Origin of the sequence: Streptomyces termitum, from assembly GCF_014650175.1 — a bacterium.
In the GTDB taxonomy this organism is placed as follows: Bacteria; Actinomycetota; Actinomycetes; order Streptomycetales; family Streptomycetaceae; genus Streptomyces; species Streptomyces termitum.
This window is the reverse complement of the sequence record NZ_BMUL01000001.1, coordinates 414,050-439,522: the sequence shown is the minus strand read 5'-3', so window position 1 is coordinate 439,522 and position 25,473 is coordinate 414,050. Positions and strand designations below refer to the sequence as shown.

The window sequence follows — 25,473 nt, the reverse complement described above, 5'->3', positions numbered from 1 at the left end:
TGTGTGCCGGGCCGGGAAACGGTCTGGGACGATGGCCGCATGAGCGCTGTCACCCCTCCCACCGAGCGTCGGGTCTCCGCCCGCGTCGGTGCGATCTCCGAGTCCGCCACCCTCGCCGTCGACGCCAAGGCCAAGGCCCTCAAGGCCGCCGGGCGTCCGGTGATCGGCTTCGGCGCGGGCGAGCCCGACTTCCCGACCCCGGACTACATCGTCGAGGCGGCCATCGAAGCCTGCAAGAACCCGAAGTACCACCGCTACACCCCGGCCGGCGGCCTGCCGGAGCTGAAGGCCGCGATCGCCGCCAAGACGCTCCGCGACTCCGGCTACGAGGTCGACGCCTCCCAGGTCCTGGTGACCAACGGCGGCAAGCAGGCGATCTACGAGGCGTTCGCCGCGATCCTCGACCCGGGTGACGAGGTCATCGTCCCGGCCCCGTACTGGACCACCTACCCGGAGTCGATCCGGCTCGCGGGCGGCGTCCCGGTGGAGGTCGTCGCCGACGAGACCACCGGCTACCGCGTCTCCGTGGAGCAGCTGGAGGCGGCCCGCACCGAGCGGACCAAGGTCGTCCTCTTCGTCTCCCCGTCGAACCCGACCGGCGCGGTCTACAGCGAGGCCGACGCCGAGGCGATCGGCCGCTGGGCCGTCGAGCACGGCCTGTGGGTCCTCACCGACGAGATCTACGAGCACCTGGTCTACGGCGACGCGAAGTTCACCTCGCTGCCGGCGATCGTGCCCGAGCTGCGCGACAAGTGCGTCGTCGTGAACGGCGTCGCGAAGACGTACGCGATGACCGGCTGGCGCGTCGGGTGGATCGTCGGCCCGAAGGACGTCGTGAAGGCCGCGACCAACCTGCAGTCGCACGCCACCTCCAACGTCTCCAACGTGGCCCAGGTCGCCGCGCTGGCCGCCGTCTCCGGGAACCTGGACGCGGTCGCCGAGATGCGGACCGCCTTCGACCGCCGCCGGCAGACGATCGTGCGGATGCTCAACGAGATCGAGGGCGTGTACTGCCCCACCCCGGAGGGCGCGTTCTACGCGTACCCGTCGGTGAAGGCGCTGCTCGGCAAGGAGATCCGGGGCAAGCGCCCGCAGAGCTCCGTCGAGCTGGCCGCGCTGATCCTGGACGAGGCGGAGGTCGCGGTGGTCCCGGGCGAGGCGTTCGGCACCCCCGGCTACCTGCGCCTGTCGTACGCGCTCGGTGACGAGGACCTGGTGGAGGGCGTGTCCCGGATCCAGAAGCTGCTGGCCGAGGCCCGCGACTGACCTGCGGCACGAGGCGGCCCCCGGATCTTCGGATCCGGGGGCCGTTTTTACGTTCGGGCAAGGTCCCGATCGGGGAAACGGCCTGTTGTCGTCCATTCGGGTAGGGCAGGATCGGGCGATGGAGCACGTTTCCCGCGACCTCAGCGCCCTGCCCAAGGCCCATCTGCACCTGCACTTCACCGGTTCGATGCGGCCCACCACCCTCCTCGAACTGGCCGACAAGTACGGGGTGAGCCTCCCCGAGGCCCTCAGGAGCGGTACGCCTCCGAGGCTCCGGGCGACCGACGAGCGCGGCTGGTTCCGCTTCCAGCGCCTGTACGACATCGCCCGCTCCTGCCTGCGCGCCCCGGAGGACATCCAGCGGCTGGTGCGGGAGGCGGCGCAGGAGGACGTGCGGGACGGGTCCGGGTGGCTGGAGATCCAGGTCGACCCGACCTCGTACGCGCCCCATCTGGGCGGTCTGATCCCGGCCCTGGAGATCATCCTGGACGCGGTCGACGCGGCGTCCCGGGAGACCGGGCTCGGGATGCGGGTGGTGGTCGCGGCCAACCGGATGAAGCATCCGCTGGAGGCGCGCACGCTGGCCCGGCTGGCGGTGCGGTACGCGGACCGGGGCGTGGTCGGCTTCGGGCTCTCGAACGACGAGCGGCGGGGCATGGCGCGCGATTTCGACCGGGCCTTCGCCATCGCCCGGGAGGGCGGTCTGCTGGCGGCCCCGCACGGCGGCGAGCTGACCGGTCCCTCGTCGGTGCGGGACTGCCTGGACGACCTGCGGGCGGCCCGCGTCGGCCACGGGGTGCGTTCGGCGGAGGACCCCCGGCTGCTGCGGAAGCTCGCGGAGCGCGGGGTGACCTGCGAGGTGTGCCCGGCGTCGAACGTGGCCCTGGGCGTGTACGAGAAGCACGAGGACGTTCCGCTGCGGGCCCTCTTCGAGGCGGGCGTCCCGATGGCGCTGGGCGCCGACGACCCGCTCCTCTTCGGTTCCCGGCTGGCCGCCCAGTACGAGATCGCCCGCCGCCACCACGGCTTCACCGACGCGGAGCTGGCGGAGCTGGCCCGGCAGTCCGTCCGGGGCTCGGCGGCCCCGGAGGACGTACGAAAGCGGCTGCTGGCCGGGGTGGACGACTGGCTGGCCGCGTAGGGGTCGCCTAGAGCTTCACGCCGACGGTCACCGGTTCGTTGACGAGGGTGACGCCGAAGGCGGCGTGGACGCCGGCGACGACCTCGCGGGCGAGCGCGAGGAGGTCCTCGGTGGTCGCCTCGCCCCGGTTGGTGAGGGCGAGGGTGTGCTTGGTGGAGATCCGGGCGGGCCCGGTGCCGTACCCCTTGGTGAAGCCGGCCTTGTCGATGAGCCAGGCGGCGGAGGTCTTGGTGTGGGAGGTGCCGACGGGGAAGGCGGGGGCCTGGGCGTCGGCGCCGAGCCGCTCGGCGACCCGCTCGCAAAACGCCGCGAACTCGTCGTTGGTGAGGATCGGGTTGGTGAAGAAGGAGCCGGCGGACCAGGTGTCGTGGTCCTCGGGGTCGAGCACCATGCCCTTCTCCGCGCGGAGCTTCAGGACCGTGTCCCGGGCGTGGACCAGCGGCACCCGGTCGCCCATTCCGGCGCCGAGGGCGCGGGCGGTCTGCTCGTACCCGATGGGGGCCGACATCCCGCCGGCGTCCTCCAGCGCGAAGCGGACCCGGAGGACGACGTACTCCCCCGGCCGCTCCTTGAAGACGCTGTGGCGGTACGAGAAGCGGCACTCCTCGTTCGTGAGCGTGAGCTTCTGGTGGTCGCGGGTGTCGTAGACGACGACCTCGGTGATGGTCTCGGCCACGTCCTGGCCGTAGGCGCCGACGTTCTGGACGGGCGTGGCGCCGGCCGAGCCGGGGATGCCGGCCAGGCACTCGATCCCGGCGAGCCCGGCCTCGACGGTCCGGTCGACGACCTCGGACCACACCTCTCCGGCGGCCACCTCCAGGGTGGTCCCGTCGAGGGCGAAGCCCTTGGTGGCGATGTGCAGGACGGTGCCCTCGAAGCCCTCGTCGCTGATGACGAGGTTGCTGCCGCCACCGACGACGAGCAGCGGCGTGCCGGAGAGGTCCGCCTCACGGATCGCGGCGACGACCTCGTCGTCGGTGGTCGCCGTCACGAGCCGGGCGGCGGGGCCACCGAGACGGAAGGTGGTGAGGGGGGCGAGGGGGGCGTCTTTGAGGAGCTGCACGCGTTCCAGACTACGTATCTCCCATGGGTCATACGTGCCACCCGTGGGAGATACGTTCGTCCGTCACGCCAGCCGGACGACCGCCCGGCTCATCCCCAGCACCTTCTGGCCCGCCGAGGTGGCCGTCAGGTCGACGCGCACGCGGTTGTCGTCCAGCTTGACGGCGACCTTCGCGGAGACCTCGATCACGGCGCCGACGCCGTCGTTCGGGACGACGACCGGCTTGGTGAAGCGGACGCCGTACTCGACGACGGCGGCGGGGTCGCCGGCCCAGTCGGTGACGACGCGGATCGCCTCGGCCATGGTGAACATGCCGTGGGCGATGACGTCGGGGAGGCCGACCTCCACCGCGAACTTCTCGTTCCAGTGGATGGGGTTGAAGTCGCCGGAGGCACCGGCGTACTGGACGAGGGTGGCGCGGGTCACCGGGAAGGTCCGCGCGGGCAGCTCGGTGCCGACCTCGACCTCGTCGTAGGCGATCTTCGCGGTCATGTCAGCTCTCCTCGGGGGCGCGGGAGACCAGCTTGGTCCAGGCGGTGACGACGTGCTCGCCGGTGGCGTCGTGGACCTCGCCGCGGATGTCCAGGATGTCGTTGCCCGCGAGGGACTTGACCGCCTCGATGGTGGAGGTGACCGAGAGGCGGTCGCCGGCGCGGACGGGCCGGGTGTAGGCGAACTTCTGGTCGCCGTGGACGACGCGGCTGTAGTCGAGGCCGAGCTGGGGGTCCTCGATGACCAGGCCGGCGGCCTTGAAGGTGATGGCGAAGACGAAGGTCGGCGGGGCGATCACGTCGGGGTGGCCGAGTTCCTTGGCGGCCTCCGGGTCGGTGTACGCGGGATTGGCGTCACCGATCGCCTCGGCGAATTCGCGGATCTTCTCCCGGCCGACCTCGTAGGAAGGGGTGGGCGGATAGGTGCGGCCCACGAAGGACTGGTCGAGCGCCATGGACTCGATACCTCCTGCTGGATCTGGTGATCTGGTGCGTTGGGGCGGAAAACGCCACGAGGCCGCCCCCTCGAGAGGGGACGGCCTCGTGAACGAGCCTGATTATCGCGTCTCGCGGTGCGCGGTGTGCGAGTTGCAGCGGGGGCAGTGCTTCTTCATCTCAAGACGGTCCGGGTTGTTACGCCGGTTCTTCTTGGTGATGTAGTTCCGCTCCTTGCACTCCACGCAGGCCAGCGTGATCTTCGGGCGGACGTCGGTGGCAGCCACGTGAGTGCTCCTTGACGGACGGATGGACGGATGAACGCAAAAAGAGTAGCCGATCGTAGGACCGACCCCACAATCGGCTACTTTGTGTAGCGGTGACCGGACTTGAACCGGTGACACAGCGATTATGAGCCGCTTGCTCTACCGACTGAGCTACACCGCTTTGATGATCGGGTCCCCGCCCGGAGGCGGGTTCCTCTTCACCAGAGCCCCAATACGGAATCGAACCGTAGACCTTCTCCTTACCATGGAGACGCTCTGCCGACTGAGCTATTGGGGCGAGCGAGGAAGACATTACACGGTCTGCGGCCCATCACCCAAATCCGTTTCGGCGCCCCCTCGGGACAAGGTCGCTGGCCACGCCCCGTACGCCACTCGTGGACTCATCGGTACGACTATTGCCGCTCCTCGGGGAGGGCGGGCCGGCCGCCCCTAGGCTGCCCCACACCCTGTGATCCCGATCTTGGTGACGTGGTGAGGAGCCCGATGTCGGCCGACAGCAAGCAGCCCCGTCCGCCCGGTGACGAGGGGGGCTCGGCGGCCGGCGGGGCGGGGGCGCTGCTGCTGGCGAACGCCCGGCTGACCGACGGGCGGACGGTGGACGTGCGGCTGGTGCGGGGCCGGATCGAGGCGGTCGGCACGGCCGGGAGCCTGAGCACGGCGGGCACGCGGGTGGACCTGTCCGGGTTCCTGCTGCTGCCCGCCCCGGCCGAGCCGCACGCGCACGCGGACACGGCGCTCTCGGCGGACGTCCCCGGGCCGGTGGCGTACGAGCCCGGGGAGGTGCGGCGGCGGGCCACCGAGGCGGCGCTGCTCCAGCTCGGGCACGGGGCGACGGCGCTGCGGGCGCACGTGCGGATCGGGGCGGTGCGGGGGCTGGGGCCGCTGGAGGCGGTGCTGCGGGCCCGGCGGTCGCTGCGCGGGCTGACGGACCTGACGGCGGTGGCGGTGCCGCCCCGGCTGCTGACCGGGGCGGCGGGCGCGGACGGCCTGGCGATGCTGCGGGACGCGGTGAAGATGGGCGCCGGGGTGGTGGGCGGCTGCCCGGACCGGGACCCGGACCCGGCGGGGTACGTGGAGGCGGTCCTGGAGGTGGCGGCCGAGCACGGGGTGCCGGTGGACCTGCACACGGACGGTGACCATCCGGCGCGGCTGGCCCGGCTGGCGGCGATGGCGGGCGGGCTGCGGCCCGGGGTGGTGATCGGGCCGTGCGCGGGGCTGGGGCGGCTGCCGGAGGAGGTGGCGGGCCGGGCGGCGGACCGGCTGGCGGCGGCGGGCGTGACGGTGGTGTGCCTGCCGCAGGGCGGCTGCGCGGGGGCGGAGCGGCGGGGGGTGGCGCCGGTGCGGCTGCTGCGGTCGGCGGGGGTGCGGCTGGCGGCGGGCGGCGGGGCGCTGCGGGACGCGGCGAACCCGGTGGGGCGGGGCGATCCGCTGGAGGCGGCGTTCCTGCTGGCCTCGCTGGAGGGGCTGGCGCCTGCGGAGGCGTACGCGGCGGTGAGCGCGCGGGCGCGGGAGGCGATGGGGCTGCCGGAGGTGCGGGTGGAGGCGGGTTTCCCGGCGGAGCTGGTGGCGGTGCGGGGCGAGCGGCTGGCGGGGGTGCTGTCGCTGGCGTACAGCCGGATCGTGGTGCACCGGGGGCGGGTGGTGGCGCGGACCAGCGCGGTGCGGGAGTACTGCGACACGGAGGCGGGTCCTGACCTGCCCCGGCAGGCGCGGCCCGGTCCGGGAGGCCCGGCGGCCCGCTGAGCCGTACGGTCGGAGCATGCGCATCGTCATCGCTGGAGGACACGGTCGGATCGCCCTGCGCCTGGAGCGGCTGCTCTCGGCGGGCGGGCACGAGGCGGTCGGCGTGGTGCGCCGGCCGGAGCAGGTGGAGGATCTGCGGGCGGCCGGCGCGGAGGCGGCCGTCCTGGACCTGGAGTCGGCCTCCGCGGCGGAGGTGGCGGAGGTCCTGCGGGGCGCGGACGCGGCGGTCTTCGCGGCGGGCGCGGGCCCGGACAGCGGGGCGGCCCGCAAGGACACGGTGGACCGGGACGCGGCGGTCCTCTTCGCGGACGCGGCGGAGCGGGCGGGCGTACGGCGCTTCGTGGTCGTCTCGTCGATGGGCGCGGACGCCGGGCATCCGGGCGACGAGGTCTTCGACGTGTACCTGCGGGCGAAGGGCGCCGCGGACGACGCGGTGCGGGCCCGTACCGGCCTGGAGTGGACGGTCCTGCGGCCCGGGGCGCTCACGGACGACGCGGGGACGGGCCGGGTCCGGCTGGCGTCCGCCACCGGCCGGGGCCGGGTCTCCCGCGACGACGTGGCGGCGGTCCTGGCGGAGCTGCTGGAGACCCCGGGCACGGCCGGCCTGACCCTGGAACTGATCGAGGGCCCCACCCCGGTGGCGGTCGCGGTCCGGGACGTGGCCGGGAACTGACACTGACGGCCGTCCGCTGTCACACTTACACACGCAAACGGCCCCTGATCGCGTTTCCGCAGATCAGGGGCCGTTCCTTAAGCGTGGCGACGCCAGGATTCGAACCTGGGTAGGCTAAGCCGACGGATTTACAGTCCGCTCCCATTGGCCACTCGGGCACATCGCCATGGGTTCGCTGCCCGGTAGTCCCGCTGTTCTGCGGTGTTCCCCGGCAACGACGTAAACAATACCCGATCCCCGGGGGTGGTTCGCCACTCGATTGACCGGGGGTCGGTCGGGGGTTCGGGGAGCGTCGGGCGGTGGGGCTCACCCCCTAGGCTTTGGGGGTACCGCAAGCATCCGAGCAAGGAGCCACGAGTCATGGCCGACTCCAGTTTCGACATCGTCTCCAAGGTCGAGCGGCAGGAGGTCGACAACGCCCTCAACCAGGCCGTCAAGGAGATCTCGCAGCGCTACGACTTCAAGGGCACGAACGCCAAGATCGAATGGTCGGGCGAGAAGATCCTGATGCAGGCGAGCGGCGACGAGCGCGTCAAGGCGATCCTGGACATCTTCCAGTCCAAGCTGATCAAGCGGGGCATCTCGCTGAAGTCGCTGGAGGTCGAGGGCGAGCCGCAGCTGTCCGGCAAGGAGTACAAGCTCTTCGCGTCCGTCCAGGAGGGCATCTCCCAGGAGAACGCGAAGAAGGTCGCCAAGGTGATCCGCGACGAGGGTCCGAAGGGCGTGAAGGCGCAGGTGCAGGGCGACGAGCTGCGGGTCAGCTCCAAGAGCCGGGACGACCTCCAGGCCGTGCAGGCGCTGCTGAAGGGCAAGGACTTCGACTTCGCGATCCAGTTCGTGAACTACCGCTGATCCGGCGGTCCGTGCGGCCCGGAGCCCCGAGGGGTTCCGGGCCGTGCGCGTGCTCGGACGGGGTGTCGGTGGTGGCGGCTACCCTGCGCGCATGGCCGCTCACCGCTCCAAGGTCCCCCGTCCGCTGGTCCGGCAGTTGTTCGTGGAGGCGGGGCACCGGTGCGCGATACCGGCGTGCCGGGCGACGCCGCTGGAGATCGCGCACATCGTGCCCTGGCACCGGGTCCGCCGGCACGAGTTCCACAATCTGATCGTGCTGTGCCCGAACTGCCACACCCGTTTCGACCGGGGCGAGATCGACCGGCAGGCGATGCTGCGCTACAAGGAGTTGCTGCGGCTGCCGGACCCCAACCGGGTGGCGCCGGAGGACTCCGCGCCGAAGGCAGGGCTGATCCGGGCCTACCGGCGGTTCCAGCGGGAGGTGGACGTCTGGGCGAGGGCCACCGGCAATCTGGACATGGCGATCACGTTCTCCTCCCACGGCTTCCCGCCGGGCAACGTGCGGGAGTGCCGCCGGGCGGCGTCCCTGGCCCGGCTGGCCGCCGACAAGCTGGGTGAGCTGGGGGACGAGGGCACCACCGGGGCGGTGGAGGACGTCTTCGAGTGGCACCAGCAGTGGACGGGCGGGGTGTTCGACCTCGATCCGGCCGTGCTCAACCGGAGCCGGGAGGAGCGCGAGGAGTGGCAGGAGGAGCGGTTCCTGGCCTTCGCGCGGCTGCACGAGGAGATCTGCGCGGCGCTGGACCTGGACCCCGGCGAGCTGGACTTCTTCGAGGCCGAGCCGGCGGAGGAGGAGCTTCCGGTGGTGGCCCTGGGGACGCGCGGCTTCTGGGAGACGGAGGACTGAGCCCGTACGCAGGCTCGTGTCCGAAAGCCGCCAGCCGCCGGGTGGGCGGTGCTCGCACACTGGAGGCATGGACGAGAACGAGACTGTGTACGCGTACGCCGACGGCCCCCTCGGCGGGATGCTCCTGGTGGGCGCGCCCGCGGCGCGGGGCGGGGTCGTGCTGCGGTCGCTGTCGCTGCCGGGGCAGAAGGGCGCGGTGGAGGTCGCGGCGGGGTGGACGCGGGACCAGGGGGCGTTCGGCGGGGTGGTGGAGCGGCTGGGGGCGTACTTCGCGGGTGAGCCGGTGCGGTTCGACGTGCCGTTCGCGGTGGCGGGGACGGAGTTCCAGCGCAAGGTGTGGGCGGCGCTGGAGGAGATCCCGTACGGGACGACGGTGAGCTACGGCGAGATCGGGCGGGCGGTCGGGGTGGCCGGGGCCGGGGTGCGGGCGGTGGGGACGGCGATCGGGCGCAATCCGCTGCTCGTGGTGCGGCCGTGCCACCGGGTGATCGGCGCGGACGGGAGTCTGCGGGGGTACGCGGCGGGGCCGGAGCGGAAGCGGTCGCTGCTGGAGCTGGAGGGCGCCCTCGCGTGACCGGGGGGCTGTTCCCGCGCGAGCGGGCCGAGCCGGCGCCGGGGGCGGTGCACGTGCCGGAGTGGCTGTCCTTCGAGCGGCAGCGGGAACTGGTGGCGGCCTGCCGGGAGTTCGGGCGCGGGCCGCTGGCGTACGAGCACACCGTGCTGCCGGGCGGCGGGGTGATGTCGGTGCGGTCGCTCTGCCTGGGGCGGCGGTGGGTGCCGTACCGCTATCTGGACCGGGTGGACGTCGCGCTGCCGGAGTGGCTGGTGGCGCTGGGGCGGGCGGCGGTGGCGGAGGCGTACGGGGAGGCGGGGTCCTTCGCGCCGGACACGGCGCTGGTGAACTTCTACGGGGACGGCGCCCGGATGGGCATGCACCAGGACCGGGAGGAGCGGTCGGGGGCGCCGGTGGTGTCGCTGAGCCTGGGCGACCGGTGCGTCTTCCGGCTGGGCAACGCGGCGGGGCGGGGGCGGCCGTGGACCGACGTGGAGCTGGGCTCGGGCGATCTGTTCGTCTTCGGGCGGGAGTCGCGGTGGGTGTACCACGGGGTGCCGAGGGTGTTTGCTGGGACGGCCGATCCGTCGCTGGGGCTGACGGGCCGGCTCAACCTCACGCTTCGGGAGACGGGTCGGCCGTGACAGCACCACTGCGCAGGTCCCTCGGTGTCTTCGACGCCGTCGTGATCGGTCTCGGGTCCATGGTGGGCGCGGGGATCTTCGTGGCGCTCGGGCCGGCGGCCGGGGCGGCGGGGAGCGCGGCGGGGCTGCTGACCGCGCTCGGCGCGGCGGCGGTCGTCGCCTGTGCCAACGCGACGGCGTCGGCCCGGCTGGCGGCCCTCCATCCGGAGTCCGGCGGCACCTATGTGTACGGTCGCGAACGTCTCGGTCCCTTCTGGGGGTATCTGGCCGGGTGGGCGTTCGTGGTGGGCAAGACGGCCTCGTGCGCGGCGATGGCGCTGACGGTGGGTTCCTATCTGTGGCCGGAGCGGGCGCATGCCGTGGCGGTGGCGTCGGTGGTGGCGCTGACGGCCGTGAACTACCGGGGTGTCCAGAAGTCGGCGCTGCTGACGCGGGTGGTCGTGGCGGGGGTGCTGGCGGTGCTCGCGGCGGTCGTGACGGCCTGTCTGGCGGGGTCCCCCGGGGTGCGGTACGGGCTGGGCGGGGAGGTGACGGCGGGCGGGGTGCTCCAGGCCGCGGGTTTGCTGTTCTTCGCTTTCGCGGGGTACGCGCGGATCGCGACGCTCGGGGAGGAGGTGCGCGATCCGGCGCGGACGATCCCCCGGGCGGTGCCGCTGGCGCTGGGTCTGGCGCTGGCCGTGTACGCGCTGGTGGCGGTGGCGGCGCTGGGGGTGCTGGGGCCGGTCGGGCTGACGCTCTCCCCGGCGCCGCTGGCCGACGCGGTGCGCGCGGCGGGGGCGGCGGCGCTGGTGCCGGTGGTGGCGGCCGGGGCGGTGGTGGCGGCGCTGGGGTCGCTGCTGTCGCTGGTCCTGGGGGTGTCGCGGACGGTGCTGGCGATGGCCCGGGACGGTTTCCTGCCGCGGGGGCTGGCGGCGGTCCATCCGGTGTTCCGGGTGCCGCACCGGGCGGAGCTGGCGGTGGGGGCGGTGGTGGCCGTGGTGGCGGCGACGGCGGACGTGCGGGGCGCGATCGGCTTCTCGTCCTTCGGGGTCCTCGTCTACTACGGGATCGCGAACGCCTCGGCGTGGACGCTGGGCGGCCGGGGGCGGGCGCTCGCGCTGGTGGGGCTGGCGGGGTGCGCGGCGCTGGCCGTGGCGCTGCCGCCGGGGGCGGTGGCGGCGGGCGCGGGGGTGCTCGCGGTGGGTGTGGTGGCGTACGGGGTGAGTCCGGGGCGGCCGGGGCGGCCTATGCCAGGTCGACCCGGACGCCCTCGGCCCTGAGGCCGTCGACGTACTCCTGGAAGGTGGCGGGGCGGGGGCGGACGAGGAGCGGGGTGACGCCGAGGCAGGCGCGGGCGACGGCGGAGTGGTGCCAGACGAGGACGCAGCCGGAGAGTTCGGCGCCGAGGGCGCGGGGGGCGCCGGTGGCGAGGGCGCGGCCGGGGCCGAGGACGGCCTCGCCGAGGGCGCAGAGGAAGGCGGTGTCGTCGGTGACGCCGCGGCCGTCGAGCTCGTAGGCGGCGCCGGGGACGGGCTGGGGGGCGCGGTGGCCGTGGCGGGCGGCGCGGGTGAGCCAGGCGGCGCGGGCGGGGCCGGTGAAGCGGCGCCAGGTGCCGGGGGCGGCCGGGGGGTCGTGGTCGTGGAAGAGGTCCCAGACCTCGCGGTGCTGGGGCGGCAGGAGGCCGGCGCGGGGGAAGGAGACGGTGAGGTCGAGGAGGCCGTGGTGGCGGCGGGAGGGGACGGCGGCGGTGACGGGGCCGGCCGCCGCCTCGTACTGGAGGTCGGCCATCCGGTTCAGGACCTGGTAGCGGACGGGTTCGGGGCCGGGGGCTCCGGCGGCGAGGGCGTCGCGGAGCGCGCCGCGCGGGGAGCAGCCGAGGAAGGTGATCTCGGTGTGGGTGAGGTCGCGGGGCGGGGCGGGCGAGACGCGGACGAGGTTGCCGCAGGGGACCGCGCCGTACGCGCCGTGGAGGCGGGCCGGGGGGCCGGCGGACTCGACGGTGACGGCGTCGCCGCGGGCCCCGAGGACCCGGACGGCGGTGAGCCGCCAGGCTCCGTCGGGGGTCTCGACGTCGAGGGTGCCGAGCGGGGCGGTGCCTTCGATGATGGCCTCGGTGACGGCGCGGGCGAGGGCGCCGCGCGGTTCGCAGCCGCGCAGTTCGTGGCGGATCCGCGGGGGCGGGACGGGGTCGCCGTAGAGGCCGTCGACGTCGTGGCAGAGGGCGACGGCGTGCAGGCCGGTCAGGAGGGCGTAGCGGGGCTGGTCCACCGGCGCGGTCCTCAGAAGCCGGGGCGGCCGTACGCCTGGTCGGTGGGGACGATGTCCTTGCCGAGCGGCAGCAGCGAGACGGGGATGAGCTTGAAGTTCGCGATGCCGAGGGGGATGCCGATGATCGTGACGCAGAGGGCGATGCCGGTGACGATGTGGCCCAGGGCGAGCCACCAGCCGGCGAGGACCAGCCAGAGGACGTTGCCGACGCAGGAGGCGGCGCCGGCGCCGGGCTTGTCGACGACGGTGCGGCCGAAGGGCCAGAGGGCGTAGAGGCCGATGCGGAAGGCGGCGAGTCCGAAGGGGATGCCGATGATCGTGATGCAGAGCAGCAGTCCGGCGAAGAGGTAGCCGAGGAACAGCCAGAAGCCGGAGAGCACGAGCCATATGACGTTGAGGACGGTCTTCACGGGTGGCGGCCTGCCATCTCTTCGAGCCGGGCGATGCGCTCGGCCATGGGCGGGTGGGTCGAGAACATCTTGGACAGCCCCTGCCCGGGGCGGAAGGGGTTCGCGATCATCATGTGGCTGGCGGTCTCGATGCGGGGCTCGGGGGGCAGCGGGAGCTGTTTGGTGCCGGCGTCGAGTTTGCGCAGGGCTCCGGCGAGGGCGAGCGGGTCGCCGGTGAGCTGGGCGCCGGAGGCGTCGGCCTCGTACTCGCGGGAGCGGGAGATGGCGAGCTGGATGATCGAGGCGGCGATGGGGCCGAGGATGACGATCATGAGGTAGCCGAGGAGGCCGGGGCCGTCGTCGTCGTTGGACCGGCCGATGGGGATGAGCCAGGCGAAGTTGACCAGGAACATGACGACGGAGGCGAGGGCTCCGGCGACGGAGGAGATGAGGATGTCCCGGTTGTAGACGTGGCTGAGCTCGTGGCCGATGACGCCGCGCAGCTCGCGTTCGTCGAGGAGCGCGAGGATGCCCTCGGTGCAGCAGACGGCCGCGTTGCGCGGGTTGCGTCCGGTGGCGAAGGCGTTGGGCGCCTGGGTGGGCGAGATGTAGAGGCGGGGCATCGGCTGCCGGGCCTGGGTGGAGAGCTCCCGCACCATCCGGTAGAGGGCGGGGGCCTCGAATTCGCTGACGGGGCGGGCCCGCATGGCCCGCAGCGCGAGTTTGTCGCTGTTCCAGTACGCGTAGGCGTTGGTGCCGATCGCGACGACGAGGCCGACGATCAGGCCCGTACGGCCGAAGAAGCTGCCGATGACGATGATGAGGGCCGAGAGCCCTCCGAGGAGTACGGCGGTCCTCAGCCCGTTGTGCCGGCGGTGCACGGTACGCCCTCCAGGTGGTGCGGCAGGGGAACCCTTTGCTCGGTGGTCCTCCCCCCGGCTTCGTCCGGGGGTCTGCTGTCCAGTGGACCCTTCCGTACTGGTCAACGCCAGGCGGGAGGCTGCGGTTCCCCCGGCCGCACCGGGGAGGGGCTGAGCCGTCCGGGTGATCAGCGGGCGGCGGGGACCTTGGCGGCGGGGGCGAGGCCGGCCTTGGCGAGGGCCTCGGCGACCGGCTCGACCTCGCTGGTGCAGTGGGCGCAGCGGGTGGCGATGGCCGGGATCTCGGCGTAGCAGTGGGGGCAGTCGCGCTTCTCGGACTTGGGGTCGGCGGCCTCTTCCCGGGCGAACTTCGCCTGGACCTTCGCCATGGGGAGGACGAAGAGGAAGTAGAGGACGACGGCGGTGATGAGGAAGGCGATGGTGGCGGAGATCGCCAGGCCGTAGGGGAAGACGGTCTTGCCGAGGGTGAACTCGGCGGCGCTGAAGTCGCCGACCGAGCCGGTGGCGAGGCCGATGAGCGGGGTGATGAACGCCTTGCTGAAGCCCGTGACGACGGCGGTGAACGCCGAGCCGACGGCCAGACCGATGGCCATCGCGACGACGTTCCCGCGAAGTATGAAGTCCTTGAATCCGTTCAGCACGGGGGTGCGCTCCTCAGGGGGTTTTCCGGTGGGGGGTGTGGGGTCAGAAGAGGCCGGCCGTCACGAAGCGGAGCGCGAACTGCGGGTAGCCCGACAGGACGGCGCCGCCGGCGGCGGTCAGCACGATCGCCAGGGTGACGGGCGCGGGGGCCCGGGGTCCGTCCGGCACGGTGGCCGGCGCGCTCTCCGGGGTGCGGAAGAGGAGCGCCGTCCAGCGCAGGTAGTACGCGAGGCCGATGACGACGTTGACGCCCATGACCACGGCCAGCCAGCCGAGGCCCGCGTCGACGGCCGACGAGAAGACGGTCACCTTGGCGAAGAGGCCGATGATACCCGGGGGCAGACCGGCCAGATTCAGGAGGAAGAAGGCGAGCGCGAGGGCGGCGGCGGGGCTGGTCGCGTACAGCCCGACGTGGTCGGTGAGGCGCTTGCCGGGGTGGGTGCGGGCGACGAGGACGACGACGGCGAAGGCGCCGAGGTTCACGACGGCGTACATGAGGGCGTACGCGACGGTGGCGCCGATCTGGTCGTCGCCGGAGTACGCGGCGGCGGCGATCGGCACCAGGAGGTAGCCGGCCTGGGCGACGGAGGACCAGGCGAGGAGGCGGACGGCGCTGCCCTCGCGGGCGGGGTCCTGGCGGAGTGCGGCGGCGTTGCCCGCGGTCATGGTGAGGGCGGCGAGGACGGCGAGGGCCGGGCCCCACACGTCGGCGTAGGAGGGGAAGGCGACGACGGTGACGAGGATGAGGCCGGTGAAGCCGACGGCCTTGCCGACGACCGACAGGTAGGCGGCGACGGGCAGCGGGGCGCCGGTGTAGGTGTCGGGGACCCAGAAGTGGAAGGGGACGGCGGCGACCTTGAAGGCGAAGCCGACGAGGGTGAGGGCGACGCCGGTCTCGGCGAGGGTCTGGAGCTGTCCGGGGACGTCGTCGAGGCGGGCGGCGATCTCGGTGAGGTGGAGGGTGCCGGTGGCGGCGTAGACGAAGCTCGCGCCGAGGAGGGTGACGGCGGTGGCGGTCACCGAGGAGAGGAAGAACTTGAGGGCGGCCTCGGAGGAGCGGCGGTCGCCGCGCTTGAGGCCGACGAGGGCGAAGGCGGGCAGCGAGGCCACTTCGAGGGCGACGACGAGGGTGGCGAGGTCGCGGGCGGCGGGCAGCAGGGCGGCGCCGGCGGCGGAGGAGAGGAGCAGGAACCAGTACTCGCCGGCGGGGAGCTTCTCGCGGGTGGCGGGGAGCGAGAGGAGGGCGGTGAGGAGGGCGCCGCCGAGGACCAGGAGCTGGATGACGAGGGTGAAGTCGTCGGCGGTGTAGCTGCACCCGGCGGTCCGGGCATGGCTCGCGGCCTGGGCGGGGGCGGTGAGGCAGAAGGTGGCGCGGTCGCCGGCGCGCAGCGGCAGGAGCAGGGCGAGGGCGGCGGCGAGGGCGCCGACGGAGACCCGGCCGAGGAGCTGTTTGCGGGCGGCGGGGACGAAGAGGTCGGCGACGAGGACGCCGAGCGCGGCCAGGGCGGTGAGGGTCGGGGGCGCGATCGTGAGCCAGTCGACGGACTGGACGAGGGAGGCGCTGGCGGACGTCACTGGGTGCCTCCGGCGAGGAGCTGCTGGACGGCCGGGTCGGTCAGGCCGAGGAGGGCGGCGGGCCAGAGTCCGGCGAGGACGGTGAGGGCGGCGAGCGGGGTCCAGGCGGCCAGCTCGTAGGGCTGGACGTCGGCGAGTTCCGGTTCTCCGGCGGGGCGGGGGCCGCCCATGCAGACGCGGCGGACCACGATCAGGAGGTAGGCGGCGGTGAGGAGGGTGCCGAGGCCGCCGATCGCCATGAAGGTGAGGTAGGCGCCCCGGTGGAGGCCCTCGGCGGGGTCGAAGGCGGCGAAGAGGGCGAGCATCTCGCCCCAGAAGCCGGCCAGGCCGGGCAGGCCGAGGGAGGCGACGGCGGCGAAGGCGAGGAGGGCGCCGAGGCGGGGGGCGCGGCCGTAGAGGGCGGCGCCGGTGGCTCCGGCGAGGGTGTCGAGGTCGGCGGTGCCGTAGCGGTCCTTGAGGGCGCCGACGAGGAAGAAGAGGAGGCCGGTGATGAGGCCGTGGGCGATGTTGGCGAAGAGGGCGGCGTTGACGCCGGTGGGGGTGAGGGTGGCGATGCCGAGGAGGACGAAGCCCATGTGGCCGACGGAGGAGTAGGCGATGAGCCGTTTGAGGTCGCTCCCGGTTCCGCCGGGAGGGCTCGCCGCCGCGGAGCGGCCCGGTGAGGACGGCAGGGCGAGGGCGAGGCAGGCGAGGGAGCCGTAGAGGATGCCGGCGGCGGCGAAGGCGGCCAGGTAGGGGGCGAGGGTGCGCATGCCGTCGGGGGCGATGGGCAGGGCGATGCGGACGAAGCCGTACGTGCCCATCTTGAGGAGGACGCCGGCGAGGAGGACCGAGCCCGCGGTGGGGGCGGCGGTGTGGGCGTCCGGCAGCCAGGAGTGCAGCGGCCACATGGGGGTCTTCACGGCGAGCCCGAGGCCGATCGCGAGGACGGCGGTGACCTGGACGGAGGCGGTGAGGCCGCGGCCGCCGCCGGCGGCCAGCGCGACCATGTCGAAGGTGCCGGCCTTGATCCCGACGAGGAGCAGGCCGAGCAGCATGATCACGGAGCCGAGGAGGGTGTAGAGGATGAACTTCCCGGCGGCGGCCCGGCGGCCCTCGCCGCCCCAGCGGGCGATGAGGAAGTACATGGGGACGAGGACCGTCTCGAAGGCCAGGAAGAAGAGGACCAGGTCGAGGACGGCGAAGGTGGCGAGGGTGCCGGCCTCCAGGAGGAGGAGCAGGGCGACGAACGCCTTCGGGGACGGGCCCTGGGGCATCTTGAAGTAGCTGTAGAGGGCGCAGAGGAAGGCGAGCAGCGCGGTCAGCAGCAGCAGGGGCAGCGAGATGCCGTCGACGCCGAGGTGGATGCGGACGTCGAGGGCCCGGATCCAGCTGATGTCGGTGGTGGCCTGCATGCGGGACGGCCGGTCGTGGTCGAAGCCGGCGGCGAGGACGATCGCGGCGAGCAGGATCACGCCGGTGACGGTGACGCCGTGGCGGAGGACGGCCTGGTCGGGCGACTTCCCCTTGAGGCCGGGCGGGGCGGGCAGGAGCGCGGCGGCGGCGCCGAGCAGCGGTCCGGCGACGACGGCCACCAGGAGGTACTGCATCACGGTGGGGCTGAGGTCGAGCACGGGTCACGCTCCGGCGAAGGCGTTGGCGAGGGCGACGGCGGCGATCGCCAGGACGACGGATCCGGCCAGCAGGGCGCCGAGGTAGGTCTGGACGTTGCCGGTCTGGGCGCGGCGGACCAGCCGTCCGAGGCCCTTGGCGGTGGCGCCCGCGCCCCGGACGTAGGTGTCGACGACCTCGCGGTCCAGGAAGCGGACCAGGGAGGCGGCGCCGAGCACGGGCCGGACGAGGACCCGGTCGTAGAGGGCGTCGAGGTGGAAGCCGGCGGCGGCCGGGCGGTGCAGCGGGCCGAGGAGGGCGCGGCCGGGGTCGGCCGGGTCCTCGGCGGGGTGCGGCAGGCGCAGCGCCTCGGCCTCGACGTGTCCGGCGTCGGCGTCCGGGTGGGCGACGTGCGGGGCGGGGGCGGGGGGTACGGCCCGGGCGGCGAGGGTCCGCCAGACGGCGTAGGTGACGGCGCCGCCGGCGACGGCGAGGCCGGTGCCGAGGACGGCGGTGACGAGGGTGGGGCCGAGGCCGTCCCGGTCGAACCAGTCGTCGACGTAGGCGGTGGTGAGGCCGAAGCCGAGGGAGGGGATCGCGAGGACCCACAGGACGGCGGTCATGGCGATCGGCTGGCGGCCGTGGTCGGGGGCGGCGGGGCCGTGGCCGCGGAAGGCGCGCAGCCAGAGGCGGAGCGCGTACGCGGCGGTGAGGAGGGCGGTCAGCAGACCGGCGACGAGGACGGTCCAGCCGGCGGCGGCGGGGGCGTCGGCGCCGTCCAGCGCGGTGCGCTCGGCGGCGACCAGGACGGCCTCCTTGGAGAAGAAGCCGGCGAAGGGCGGGATCGCGGCGAGCGCGAGGAGGGCGACGGTCATCGTCCAGTACGCGTCGGGGATCCGCCGGGCCAGGCCGCCCATGCGGGCCATGGCGGTCAGCGAGTTGGTGCCGGCGGCGTGGATGACGGCTCCGGCGGCGAGGAACAGCAGCGCCTTGAAGGCGGCGTGGGAGAGCAGGTGGAAGACGGCGGCGCTCCGGTCGCCGACGGCGAGCGCCCCGGCCATGTAGCCGAGTTGGCCGATCGTCGAGTAGGCGAGGACCCGTTTGATGTCGTCCTGGGCGAGCGCGGCGAGCGCCGAGCCGGCCATGGTGACCGCGGCCATCACGGCGAGGACGGTCATGGCGGCGGCGGAGGCGGCGAAGACGGGCAGCAGCCGGGCCACGAAGTAGATGCCGGCGGCGACCATGGTGGCGGCGTGGATGAGCGCGGAGACCGGGGTGGGGCCGGCCATGGCGTCGGGGAGCCAGGTGTGCAGCGGGAACTGGGCGGACTTGCCGGCCACGCCCGCGAGGAGCAGCAGCGCCACCGGGGTGGGGTGGTCGAGGCGGCCGTCGGCGACGGCGGCGAGGACGCCGTCGATGCGGAAGGTCCCGGCGTCGGCGGCGAGCGCGAAGAGGCCGAAGAGGAAGGGCACGTCACCGGCCTTGGTGACGAGGAACGCCTTGAGGGAGGCGGCGCGGGCCTCCGGCGTCTCCCAGTAGTGGCCGACGAGGAAGTACGAGCAGATGCCCATGACCTCCCAGCCGACCAGCAGGACCATCAGGTCGCCGGTGTAGACGACGAGGAGCATGGCGGCGGTGAAGAGGGAGACGAGCGCCGCGTACGAGGGGTAGCGGGGGTCGTCGCGGAGGTAGCCGGTCGAGTAGACCTGCACGCAGGTCGCGACGGCGCCGACGAGGACGGCGACGAGCGCGGCGAAGCCGTCGACGTGCAGGCCCAGGGTGATGGGGACGGAGCCGGTGGGGGTGAGCTGGGTGCTCGCCTCGATGACCGCTCCCCCGCCCTGGCGGGCGGCGACGAGGACGGCGAGGACGGCGGCGGCGAGCGTCGGCAGCACGGCGAGCGGGCGGACGAAGCCGGGGGCGGTGCGGCCCAGGGCGAGTCCGGCGGCGGCGCCGAGGAAGGGCAGGAGGGGGACGAGGGCGGCGAGGGTCGTGGTGGTCACGCGGCGGCCTCGGCCTTCTCGTCGGTGCTGTCGGTGTCCCCGTCGCCGCGCCGGGGTTCGGCCGTGTCGCGGAGGCGGTCCACGTCGGACGTGCCCCGGTTGCGGTGGACCATCAGGACGATGGCGAGGCCGATGCCGATCTCGGCGGCGGCGACGGCGATGGTGAAGAGGGTGAGGGCCTGGCCGGAGTGGAGGGCGTCGCGCAGCCACACGTCGAAGGCGACCAGGTTGAGGTTGACGGCGTTGAGCATCAGCTCCACCGACATCAGGACCAGGATCGCGTTGCGGCGGGCGAGGACGCCGTACAGGCCGACGCAGAAGAGGAGCGCGGCGAGGACGGCGGGGTAGGCGAGGTGCATCAGTCCCGCTCCCCTTCCGGCTTCTTGCGGGACAGGACGATGGCGCCGACCAGGGCGGCGAGCAGCAGCACCGACAGGGCCTCGAAGGGCAGCACCCAGTGCTGGAAGAGGATCTCGCCGGTGACGCCGGTGGAGCCCCGGGCGGGTCCTTCGAGGTCGATCCAGGTGGTGCGGAAGGCGTCGGTGACGACCCAGACGAGGGCCGCGGCGGCGGTGACGGCGACGGCCAGGGCGACCGGCCGGTTGCCGGAGTCGGCGTCCGGGGAGCGGCCGATGGGGGCCTTGGTGAGCATGAGGCCGAAGAGGAGCAGGACGACGACCGAGCCGACGTAGATGAGGACCTGCACCCAGGCGATGAACTCGGCGGTGAGGAGCAGGTACTCGACGGCGAGGCCGCCGAGGGCGACGACCAGCCACAGGGCGGCGTGCACGAGCTGCCGGGTGGTGACGGAGAGGACGGCGGCGCCGAGGGTGACGAGGCCGACGAGGAGGAAGGCGACCTCGACTCCGGTGGGCGAGAGGAAGCCGGGGGAGGCGGCGGCGAGGGTCACGGCCGGTCCTCCCGGGCGTCGGTGTCCTGGGCGTCGGTGCCCTGGGCGGCGGCCGGGGACGCGGCCTGCGCGGCGGCTTGGGCGGCGGCCTTCTCGGCGGCCTTGCGGGCCGCCGCGACCTCCTTCGGCTCCTCCGCGCGCGGGTCGAGCGCGGGCGGTTCCGGCACGGTCCACATCCACTGGCGGAGCTTGTCCCGCTCGTGGGTCAGCTCGTGGATGTCGGTCTCGGCGTACTCGAACTCCGGCGACCAGAAGAGGGCGTCGAAGGGGCACACCTCGATGCAGATGCCGCAGTACATGCAGAGCGAGAAGTCGATGGCGAAGCGGTCGAGGACGTTGCGGCTGCGCTCGCGGCCGCCGGGCGCGGCGGCCGGCACCGTCTCCTTGTGGGAGTCGATGTAGATGCACCAGTCGGGGCACTCGCGGGCGCACAGCATGCAGACCGTGCAGTTCTCCTCGAACAGGCCGATCACCCCGCGCGTGCGGGGCGGCAGTTCGGGCTGGACCTCCGGGTACTGCGCGGTGACGGTCTTCCGCGTCATCGTGCGGAGGGTGACGGCGAGGCCCTTGGCGAGGCCGGAGCCGGGGATCGGAGCCATTTAGTTGATCGCCACCTTCACGATGCCGGTGAGCGCGATCTGCGCCAGGGCGAGCGGCACGAGGACCGTCCAGGCCAGCTTCTGGAGCTGGTCCTCGCGCAGGCGCGGGTAGGAGACCCGCAGCCAGATCACGACGAAGGCCAGGACGGCGGTCTTCAGGAGGGTCCAGAACCAGCCGAGGCCGGCGTCGCCCCAGGGGCCGTGCCAGCCGCCGAGGAAGAGGACCGAGGTGAGGGCGCAGAGGACGACGATCCCCGCGTACTCGGCGAGCAGGAAGAGGGCGAAGCGGAGGCCGGTGTACTCGGTGTACGCGCCGAAGATGATCTCCGAGTCGGCCACCGGCATGTCGAACGGGGGCCGCTGGAGCTCGGCGAGGCCCGCGACGAAGAAGACGAGGGCGCCGGTGATCTGCCACGGCACCCACCACCAGGCGAAGCCGTCGAGGATGCCGGTGAGGGAGACGGTGCCGGCGGCCATCGCGACGGAGGCGGCGGCGAGCAGCATCGGCAGTTCGTAGGCGAGGAGCTGGGCGGTGGTGCGCAGTCCGCCGAGGAGCGAGAACTTGTTGGCGGACGCCCAGCCGGCCATCAGGCTGCCGAGGACGCCGACGCCCATGACGGCGAGCACGAAGAAGACGCCCGCGTCCACGACCGCGCCGACGGCCCCGTCGCCCGGCCCGACCGGGACGGCGACGAGGACGAGGAGGTACGGGAGGAGCGCGACGGCCGGTGCGAGCTGGAACACCCGCCGGTCGGCGTCCTTCGGGACGATGTCCTCCTTCTGCGCGAACTTCACGCCGTCCGCGACGAGCTGGGCCCAGCCGTGGAAGCCGCCCGCGTACATGGGACCGAGGCGGCCCTGCATGTGGGCCATGACCTTGTGCTCGGTCTGGCCGACGACGAGCGGCAGCACGAGGAAGGCGAGGAAGACGAGGAGCAGCCGGAGGGCGACGTCGAGTGCGTCGTTCACGCGGGATCGCCTCCGGCGGGGTCGGGATCGGTGGGTCCGGGATCGGTGGGACCGGTGCCGGGGGCCGTGGGGCCGGGATCGGTGGGGCCGGGGCCGGGGGCCGTGGGGCCGGGATCGGTGGGGCCGGTGTCCGGGCCGGGGCCGGTGTCGGTACCCGGGCCGGTGTCGGTACCCGGGTCGGTACGGGGCTTGTCGGCGGTCTCGGCGGGGGCTTCGGGTCCGGCGGGTTCCGGGTCCTCGTCGAAGGCCGGGCGGGCGTGGTGCCAGGGGGCGTCCGCGCCGCGGGGGCGGGGCGCGGGCTCCGGGCGCGCGGACGGCCCGTCGCCTCCCGTCGCCGGCCGGCTCGCCGAGCCGTCGGACGCGGAGCGGGTGCGGCGGGGCGGGGCCGCGCCGGACTCGGGGGCCTCGGGGGCCGCTTGGCTCGCGGAGCCCTGGGAGGCCGAGCGCATGCGGCGGGGCGGGGCCGCGGCGCCCGGCTCCGGGGGCGTCTGGCTGGCCGAGCCCTCGGACGCGGAGCGCGTACGGCGGGGAGTGACCGGGCCGGGGGCTTCCGGGGCCTGCTGGCTGGCCGAGCCGTCGGACGCGGAGCGCGTACGGCGGGGGGTGTCCGGGCCGGGGGCCGCCGGGGGTGTCTGGCTCGCGGAGCCCTCGGACGCGGAGCGGGTGCGGCGGGGGCGGTCGGCGGCGGCGCCTCGGGCGGGGCGTTCGGGGGCCGGGGGGAGCTGGCCCTTGAGGGGTCCCCATTCGTTGGGGTCGGGGACGCCGGGGGGCAGCATCTGGCGGCGCTTGGGGCCGCCGTCGTGGGACTCGCCCGGCTCCTTCGCGCCGGGCCACGCCTTGGCGACGCGGGCGGCGAGGACGAAGTCCTTGCGGAGGGGGTGGCCCTCGAAGTTCTCGGGGAGGAGGAGCGGGGTGAGGTTCGGGTGGTCCTCGAAGCGGACGCCGAACATCTCGTGGGTCTCGCGCTCGTGCCAGGCCGCGCCCGCGTAGACGCCGACGGCCGTCGGCAGGACGGGGGCGGCGTGGTCGACGGTGGTGCGCAGCAGGAGCCGGCGGGGGGCGCCGCCGAGGGCGACGACGTGGGCGCAGACGCGGAAGCCGGTGCCGGGTTCGTCGACGGCGCTCAGCCAGTCGAAGTAGGTGCAGCCCAGCTCGTCCCGGGCGGTCCGCAGCGCGTCGAGCCACTCGGTGACGGGGACGTCGACGGTCAGCAGGTCGTACGCCCGCTCCGCCGTCGCCTCGTCGCCGAACAGGTCCGTCACGGCCTCGGGGAGGGAGTCGTAGCGGTTCACCGGGCGTCGCCTCCCGGCGGCGGGGTGACCAGCGGGCTGGTCAGCTGGGCGACGGTGGCGCCGCCGCCGGTGCCGTACCGCTCGGCGAGGCTCTCGCGGGCGATCTTCTCCTGGAGTTTCAGGATGCCCTGGAGGAGCGCCTCGGGCCGGGGCGGGCAGCCGGGGACGTACACGTCGACGGGGATGATCTGGTCGACGCCCTTGGTGACGGAGTACGAGTCCCAGTACGGGCCGCCGCAGTTGGAGCAGGCGCCGAAGGAGATCACGTACTTCGGTTCGGGCATCTGCTCGTACAGCCGCTTGACGGCGGGGGCCATCTTGTCGGTCACCGTGCCGGAGACGATCATCAGGTCGGCCTGCCGGGGGCCGGGCGCGAAGGGGATGACGCCGAGCCGGATGAAGTCGTGGCGGGCCATCGACGCGGCGATGAACTCGATGGCGCAGCAGGCGAGGCCGAAGTTGAAGACCCAGAGGCTGTAGCGGCGGCCCCAGTTGAGGACCACCTTCATGGGCTCGGGGGCCAGGCGGGCGAGCGGTCCCAGCGCCGGGGCGGGGAGCGGGGTCACGTCCATGTCAGGACGCCCTTCTTGTACGCGTAGAGCAGCCCGACGGCCAGGAAGCCGAGGAAGACGAACATCTCGGCGAGCGTGGTGGCGCCGTAGCCGGGCGCGGCGAAGACCGTCGCCCACGGGAAGAGGAAGATCGAGTCGACGGCGAAGATCACGTAGAGGAAGGCGTAGACGTAGTAGCGGACCTGGGTGTGGGCCCAGCCCTCCCCCACCGGGTCGACGCCGCACTCGTAGGTGAGGAGTTTCTCCGGGGTCGGCACGACGGGCCGCAGGAGCCGGCCGGCGCCGAAGGCCACCGCCACGAAGAGCACGCCGACGACGGCGAGCAGGCCGACGACGGAGTAGGTGTCGAAGTAGTCCGCCGCCTGGTCGGCCGCGACTACGGTCGGTTGCCGCACGTCCGCCCCTCAGTTCCTCGCCGCCGTTTTCACGGACGCGAGTCTAGGGCGTGTGCGGTGGGGTTATCCCCCCTGCCCGACCCCCACCTCCCCCATGGCACCGGGGTGGCGGCAGAGGGCAGGCTTGGGGCATGACCGCCGATCAGCGCTTCACCCCTGCCTCCCGGACGGCCCCGCCCGGCTCCTCCGGTTCTCCCGGTTCTCCCGGCTCCCCCGGGTCCGCCGCCGGGCCGGCCGGTGTCGGGGCCGGGCGGAAGCGGGCCGCGTACGGGAAGGAGACCTGGAAGGAGGTCTGCTTCCTGCTGCTCAACCTGCCCGCCTCGATCGTGGGGTTCGTGTACGCGCTGACGAGCGTGGTCGTCGGGATCGGGCTCTCCGTCACCGTGGTCGGGCTGCCGCTGCTGGCCGCCGGGCTGTCGGGGGCGCGGCTGATCGGCCGGTCCGAGCGGGCGCGGGCCCGCGCGCTGCTGGACGTGGCGGTGGCGGAGCCGTCGCGGCTGCCGTCCGCCGGGGGGCTGTCCTGGCTGTGGGGGCGGCTGAAGGACCCGGTGGCGTGGCGGACGCAGTTGTACGGCCTGATCAGGCTGCCGTGGGGGGTGCTCACCTTCGGCGTGACCCTGGTGGCGGTGATCGCGCTGTGGCCGGTGCTGCCGTTCGTCGTGCGCGGTCTGGCGGCGGCGGACCGGGGCATGGTGCGGGGGCTGCTGTCGCCGTCGGACGAGCTGGAGCGGCGGATCAGCGAGCTGGAGACGGACCGGGTCGTCGTGGTGGACACGGCGGCGGCGGACCTGCGGCGGATCGAACGCGACCTGCACGACGGGGCGCAGGCGCGGCTCGTGGCGCTGGCGATGGGGCTCGGGCTGGCGAAGGAGAAGCTGCACGAGGACCCGGAGGCGGCGGCGGCGATGGTCGCGGAGGCGCACGGCGAGGTGAAGCTGGCCCTCCAGGAGCTGCGGGACCTGGCCCGGGGCATCCATCCGGCGGTGCTGACCGACCGGGGGCTGGACGCGGCGCTGTCGTCGCTGGCGGGGCGGTGCACGGTGCCGGTGTCGGTGTCGGTGGAGCTGCCGGGCCGGCCGGTGGAGGCCATCGAGGGCATCGCGTACTTCACGGTCTCGGAGCTGCTCCAGAACGTGTCGAAGCACGCCCGTGCCCGGTCGGCGTCGGTGGAGGTGTGGCGGTCGGAGGGCCGGCTGCTGCTCCAGGTGCGGGACGACGGCGTGGGCGGTGCCCGGACGGACGGCACGGGGACCGGGCTGGCGGGGCTGGCGGAGCGGCTGGGCGCGGTGGACGGCGTGCTGGTGGTGGACTCGCCGGCGGGCGGCCCGACGGTGGTGACGGCGGAACTGCCCTGGCGGAACCGCGACTGACCGGCGGGGCCGGGACGGGCCGCTTCGCCCTCGGGCGGGCGGCC

The 25,473-nt window shown here is 73.8% G+C and carries 28 protein-coding genes and 3 tRNA genes; 10 read left to right on the top strand and 21 right to left on the bottom strand.

Annotation, left to right across the window (positions count from 1 at the left end):
* Positions 1-39 precede the first annotated feature (39 nt).
* Both IE219_RS02135 and IE219_RS02130 read left to right on the top strand, forming a co-directional pair.
* Positions 40-1,266, top strand: coding sequence for a pyridoxal phosphate-dependent aminotransferase (locus tag IE219_RS02135; RefSeq protein ID WP_189974733.1), 1,227 nt, complete (start codon positions 40-42; stop codon positions 1,264-1,266).
* A gap of 118 nt (positions 1,267-1,384) precedes the next feature.
* The gene (locus IE219_RS02130) at positions 1,385-2,407 is read left to right on the top strand and encodes an adenosine deaminase (RefSeq protein ID WP_189974732.1); all 1,023 of its coding nucleotides are present in this window, start codon (positions 1,385-1,387) and stop codon (positions 2,405-2,407) included.
* 7 nt (positions 2,408-2,414) lie between these two features.
* Here the strand turns inward: IE219_RS02130 and IE219_RS02125 are convergent, their stop codons facing one another.
* The 6 genes from IE219_RS02125 to IE219_RS02100 all read right to left on the bottom strand — a co-directional run bounded on the left by IE219_RS02125 (position 2,415) and on the right by IE219_RS02100 (position 4,960).
* Positions 2,415-3,470, bottom strand: coding sequence for a UDP-N-acetylmuramate dehydrogenase (locus IE219_RS02125; RefSeq protein ID WP_189974731.1), 1,056 nt, complete (start codon positions 3,468-3,470; stop codon positions 2,415-2,417).
* A gap of 63 nt (positions 3,471-3,533) precedes the next feature.
* The gene (locus IE219_RS02120; RefSeq protein WP_189974730.1) at positions 3,534-3,962 is read right to left on the bottom strand and encodes a MaoC family dehydratase; all 429 of its coding nucleotides are present in this window, start codon (positions 3,960-3,962) and stop codon (positions 3,534-3,536) included.
* Between the two features lies 1 nt (position 3,963).
* Complete coding sequence (locus IE219_RS02115; protein WP_189974729.1) at positions 3,964-4,416, bottom strand: MaoC family dehydratase N-terminal domain-containing protein; 453 nt, start codon at positions 4,414-4,416, stop codon at positions 3,964-3,966.
* 102 nt (positions 4,417-4,518) lie between these two features.
* Entirely contained in the window at positions 4,519-4,683 is a 165-nt protein-coding gene (gene rpmG / locus IE219_RS02110) for a 50S ribosomal protein L33 (RefSeq protein ID WP_003956487.1), read from the bottom strand.
* A gap of 87 nt (positions 4,684-4,770) precedes the next feature.
* Positions 4,771-4,843: transfer RNA gene (locus tag IE219_RS02105), tRNA-Met, on the bottom strand.
* 44 nt (positions 4,844-4,887) lie between these two features.
* Positions 4,888-4,960, bottom strand: a tRNA-Thr gene (locus IE219_RS02100).
* A 206-nt stretch (positions 4,961-5,166) separates the two neighbouring features.
* On the opposite strand from IE219_RS02100, the gene IE219_RS02095 reads away from it, so the two are divergent.
* Entirely contained in the window at positions 5,167-6,426 is a 1,260-nt protein-coding gene (locus IE219_RS02095) for an amidohydrolase family protein (protein WP_189974728.1), read from the top strand.
* A 16-nt stretch (positions 6,427-6,442) separates the two neighbouring features.
* Positions 6,443-7,099, top strand: coding sequence for an SDR family oxidoreductase (locus tag IE219_RS02090; protein ID WP_189974727.1), 657 nt, complete (start codon positions 6,443-6,445; stop codon positions 7,097-7,099).
* Positions 7,100-7,183: 84 nt separating this feature from the next.
* Here the strand turns inward: IE219_RS02090 and IE219_RS02085 are convergent.
* Positions 7,184-7,265, bottom strand: a tRNA-Tyr gene (locus tag IE219_RS02085).
* 194 nt (positions 7,266-7,459) lie between these two features.
* On the opposite strand from IE219_RS02085, the gene IE219_RS02080 reads away from it, so the two are divergent.
* From IE219_RS02080 to IE219_RS02060, 5 genes are all read left to right on the top strand, one after another.
* The gene (locus IE219_RS02080; RefSeq protein ID WP_189974726.1) at positions 7,460-7,951 is read left to right on the top strand and encodes a YajQ family cyclic di-GMP-binding protein; all 492 of its coding nucleotides are present in this window, start codon (positions 7,460-7,462) and stop codon (positions 7,949-7,951) included.
* A gap of 91 nt (positions 7,952-8,042) precedes the next feature.
* On the top strand, positions 8,043-8,798 hold the full coding sequence (locus IE219_RS02075) for an HNH endonuclease (RefSeq protein WP_189974725.1): 756 nt from the start codon (positions 8,043-8,045) through the stop codon (positions 8,796-8,798).
* Between the two features lie 67 nt (positions 8,799-8,865).
* Positions 8,866-9,372 (top strand): methylated-DNA--[protein]-cysteine S-methyltransferase, encoded by a 507-nt coding sequence (locus IE219_RS02070; RefSeq protein WP_189974724.1) that lies wholly within the window; start codon positions 8,866-8,868, stop codon positions 9,370-9,372.
* Positions 9,369-9,995, top strand: coding sequence for an alpha-ketoglutarate-dependent dioxygenase AlkB family protein (locus tag IE219_RS02065; protein WP_189974723.1), 627 nt, complete (start codon positions 9,369-9,371; stop codon positions 9,993-9,995). The genes IE219_RS02070 and IE219_RS02065 overlap by 4 nt, the downstream gene beginning before the upstream one ends.
* A complete protein-coding gene (locus IE219_RS02060; protein ID WP_189974722.1) occupies positions 9,992-11,254 on the top strand; it encodes an APC family permease in 1,263 nt (420 codons plus the stop codon). Before IE219_RS02065 ends, IE219_RS02060 begins: the two co-directional genes overlap by 4 nt.
* Here IE219_RS02060 and IE219_RS02055 read toward each other — a convergent pair.
* From IE219_RS02055 to IE219_RS01990, 14 genes are all read right to left on the bottom strand, one after another.
* The gene (locus tag IE219_RS02055) at positions 11,220-12,242 is read right to left on the bottom strand and encodes a barstar family protein (RefSeq protein ID WP_189974721.1); all 1,023 of its coding nucleotides are present in this window, start codon (positions 12,240-12,242) and stop codon (positions 11,220-11,222) included. The genes IE219_RS02060 and IE219_RS02055 overlap by 35 nt on opposite strands.
* An 11-nt stretch (positions 12,243-12,253) precedes the next feature.
* The gene (locus tag IE219_RS02050; RefSeq protein WP_189974720.1) at positions 12,254-12,652 is read right to left on the bottom strand and encodes a YccF domain-containing protein; all 399 of its coding nucleotides are present in this window, start codon (positions 12,650-12,652) and stop codon (positions 12,254-12,256) included.
* Positions 12,649-13,512 (bottom strand): zinc metalloprotease HtpX, encoded by an 864-nt coding sequence (gene htpX, locus IE219_RS02045; RefSeq protein WP_189974719.1) that lies wholly within the window; start codon positions 13,510-13,512, stop codon positions 12,649-12,651. Before htpX ends, IE219_RS02050 begins: the two co-directional genes overlap by 4 nt.
* A gap of 167 nt (positions 13,513-13,679) precedes the next feature.
* Positions 13,680-14,153 (bottom strand): large conductance mechanosensitive channel protein MscL, encoded by a 474-nt coding sequence (gene mscL, locus IE219_RS02040; protein WP_189974718.1) that lies wholly within the window; start codon positions 14,151-14,153, stop codon positions 13,680-13,682.
* Between the two features lie 43 nt (positions 14,154-14,196).
* Positions 14,197-15,729 carry an NADH-quinone oxidoreductase subunit N gene (locus tag IE219_RS02035; protein WP_189974717.1) on the bottom strand — a complete coding sequence of 511 codons (1,533 nt, stop codon included), beginning with the start codon at positions 15,727-15,729 and terminating at the stop codon, positions 14,197-14,199.
* Positions 15,726-17,318 carry a complex I subunit 4 family protein gene (locus tag IE219_RS02030; RefSeq protein ID WP_189974973.1) on the bottom strand — a complete coding sequence of 531 codons (1,593 nt, stop codon included), beginning with the start codon at positions 17,316-17,318 and terminating at the stop codon, positions 15,726-15,728. Before IE219_RS02030 ends, IE219_RS02035 begins: the two co-directional genes overlap by 4 nt.
* A 27-nt stretch (positions 17,319-17,345) precedes the next feature.
* On the bottom strand, positions 17,346-19,322 hold the full coding sequence (locus tag IE219_RS02025) for an NADH-quinone oxidoreductase subunit 5 family protein (protein ID WP_189974716.1): 1,977 nt from the start codon (positions 19,320-19,322) through the stop codon (positions 17,346-17,348).
* Positions 19,319-19,681, bottom strand: coding sequence for an NADH-quinone oxidoreductase subunit NuoK (gene nuoK, locus IE219_RS02020; protein WP_189974715.1), 363 nt, complete (start codon positions 19,679-19,681; stop codon positions 19,319-19,321). Before nuoK ends, IE219_RS02025 begins: the two co-directional genes overlap by 4 nt.
* Positions 19,681-20,232, bottom strand: a complete 552-nt coding sequence (locus IE219_RS02015) for an NADH-quinone oxidoreductase subunit J family protein (protein WP_189974714.1) — start codon at positions 20,230-20,232, stop codon at positions 19,681-19,683. The genes nuoK and IE219_RS02015 overlap by 1 nt, the downstream gene beginning before the upstream one ends.
* Entirely contained in the window at positions 20,229-20,831 is a 603-nt protein-coding gene (locus tag IE219_RS02010) for a NuoI/complex I 23 kDa subunit family protein (protein WP_189974713.1), read from the bottom strand. The genes IE219_RS02015 and IE219_RS02010 overlap by 4 nt, the downstream gene beginning before the upstream one ends.
* Entirely contained in the window at positions 20,832-21,800 is a 969-nt protein-coding gene (locus tag IE219_RS02005) for a complex I subunit 1/NuoH family protein (RefSeq protein ID WP_189974712.1), read from the bottom strand.
* Entirely contained in the window at positions 21,797-23,092 is a 1,296-nt protein-coding gene (locus IE219_RS02000) for an NADH-quinone oxidoreductase subunit C (RefSeq protein ID WP_189974711.1), read from the bottom strand. Before IE219_RS02000 ends, IE219_RS02005 begins: the two co-directional genes overlap by 4 nt.
* The gene (locus IE219_RS01995) at positions 23,089-23,664 is read right to left on the bottom strand and encodes an NADH-quinone oxidoreductase subunit B (RefSeq protein WP_189974710.1); all 576 of its coding nucleotides are present in this window, start codon (positions 23,662-23,664) and stop codon (positions 23,089-23,091) included. Before IE219_RS01995 ends, IE219_RS02000 begins: the two co-directional genes overlap by 4 nt.
* Positions 23,655-24,059 (bottom strand): NADH-quinone oxidoreductase subunit A, encoded by a 405-nt coding sequence (locus tag IE219_RS01990; protein WP_189974709.1) that lies wholly within the window; start codon positions 24,057-24,059, stop codon positions 23,655-23,657. The genes IE219_RS01995 and IE219_RS01990 overlap by 10 nt, the downstream gene beginning before the upstream one ends.
* Before the next feature lie 131 nt (positions 24,060-24,190).
* Here IE219_RS01990 and IE219_RS01985 point away from each other — a divergent pair, with 131 nt between their 5' ends.
* Positions 24,191-25,429 carry a sensor histidine kinase gene (locus IE219_RS01985; protein WP_189974708.1) on the top strand — a complete coding sequence of 413 codons (1,239 nt, stop codon included), beginning with the start codon at positions 24,191-24,193 and terminating at the stop codon, positions 25,427-25,429.
* The last annotated feature ends 44 nt before the right edge of the window (positions 25,430-25,473 follow it).

What these genes read in the sequence shown, in the direction of transcription:
- IE219_RS02135 (WP_189974733.1), top strand. Translation starts at nt 40, where the DNA reads ATGAGCGCTGTCACCCCTCCCACCGAGCGTCGGGTCTCCGCCCGCGTC.
- IE219_RS02130 (WP_189974732.1), top strand. Translation starts at nt 1,385, where the DNA reads ATGGAGCACGTTTCCCGCGACCTCAGCGCCCTGCCCAAGGCCCATCTG.
- IE219_RS02120 (WP_189974730.1), bottom strand. Translation starts at nt 3,962, where the DNA reads ATGACCGCGAAGATCGCCTACGACGAGGTCGAGGTCGGCACCGAGCTG.
- IE219_RS02115 (WP_189974729.1), bottom strand. Translation starts at nt 4,416, where the DNA reads ATGGCGCTCGACCAGTCCTTCGTGGGCCGCACCTATCCGCCCACCCCT.
- IE219_RS02095 (WP_189974728.1), top strand. Translation starts at nt 5,167, where the DNA reads ATGTCGGCCGACAGCAAGCAGCCCCGTCCGCCCGGTGACGAGGGGGGC.
- IE219_RS02090 (WP_189974727.1), top strand. Translation starts at nt 6,443, where the DNA reads ATGCGCATCGTCATCGCTGGAGGACACGGTCGGATCGCCCTGCGCCTG.
- IE219_RS02080 (WP_189974726.1), top strand. Translation starts at nt 7,460, where the DNA reads ATGGCCGACTCCAGTTTCGACATCGTCTCCAAGGTCGAGCGGCAGGAG.
- IE219_RS02075 (WP_189974725.1), top strand. Translation starts at nt 8,043, where the DNA reads ATGGCCGCTCACCGCTCCAAGGTCCCCCGTCCGCTGGTCCGGCAGTTG.
- IE219_RS02070 (WP_189974724.1), top strand. Translation starts at nt 8,866, where the DNA reads ATGGACGAGAACGAGACTGTGTACGCGTACGCCGACGGCCCCCTCGGC.
- IE219_RS02030 (WP_189974973.1), bottom strand. Translation starts at nt 17,318, where the DNA reads ATGCAGTACCTCCTGGTGGCCGTCGTCGCCGGACCGCTGCTCGGCGCC.
- nuoK (WP_189974715.1), bottom strand. Translation starts at nt 19,681, where the DNA reads ATGCACCTCGCCTACCCCGCCGTCCTCGCCGCGCTCCTCTTCTGCGTC.
- IE219_RS02010 (WP_189974713.1), bottom strand. Translation starts at nt 20,831, where the DNA reads ATGGCTCCGATCCCCGGCTCCGGCCTCGCCAAGGGCCTCGCCGTCACC.
- IE219_RS01995 (WP_189974710.1), bottom strand. Translation starts at nt 23,664, where the DNA reads ATGGACGTGACCCCGCTCCCCGCCCCGGCGCTGGGACCGCTCGCCCGC.
- IE219_RS01985 (WP_189974708.1), top strand. Translation starts at nt 24,191, where the DNA reads ATGACCGCCGATCAGCGCTTCACCCCTGCCTCCCGGACGGCCCCGCCC.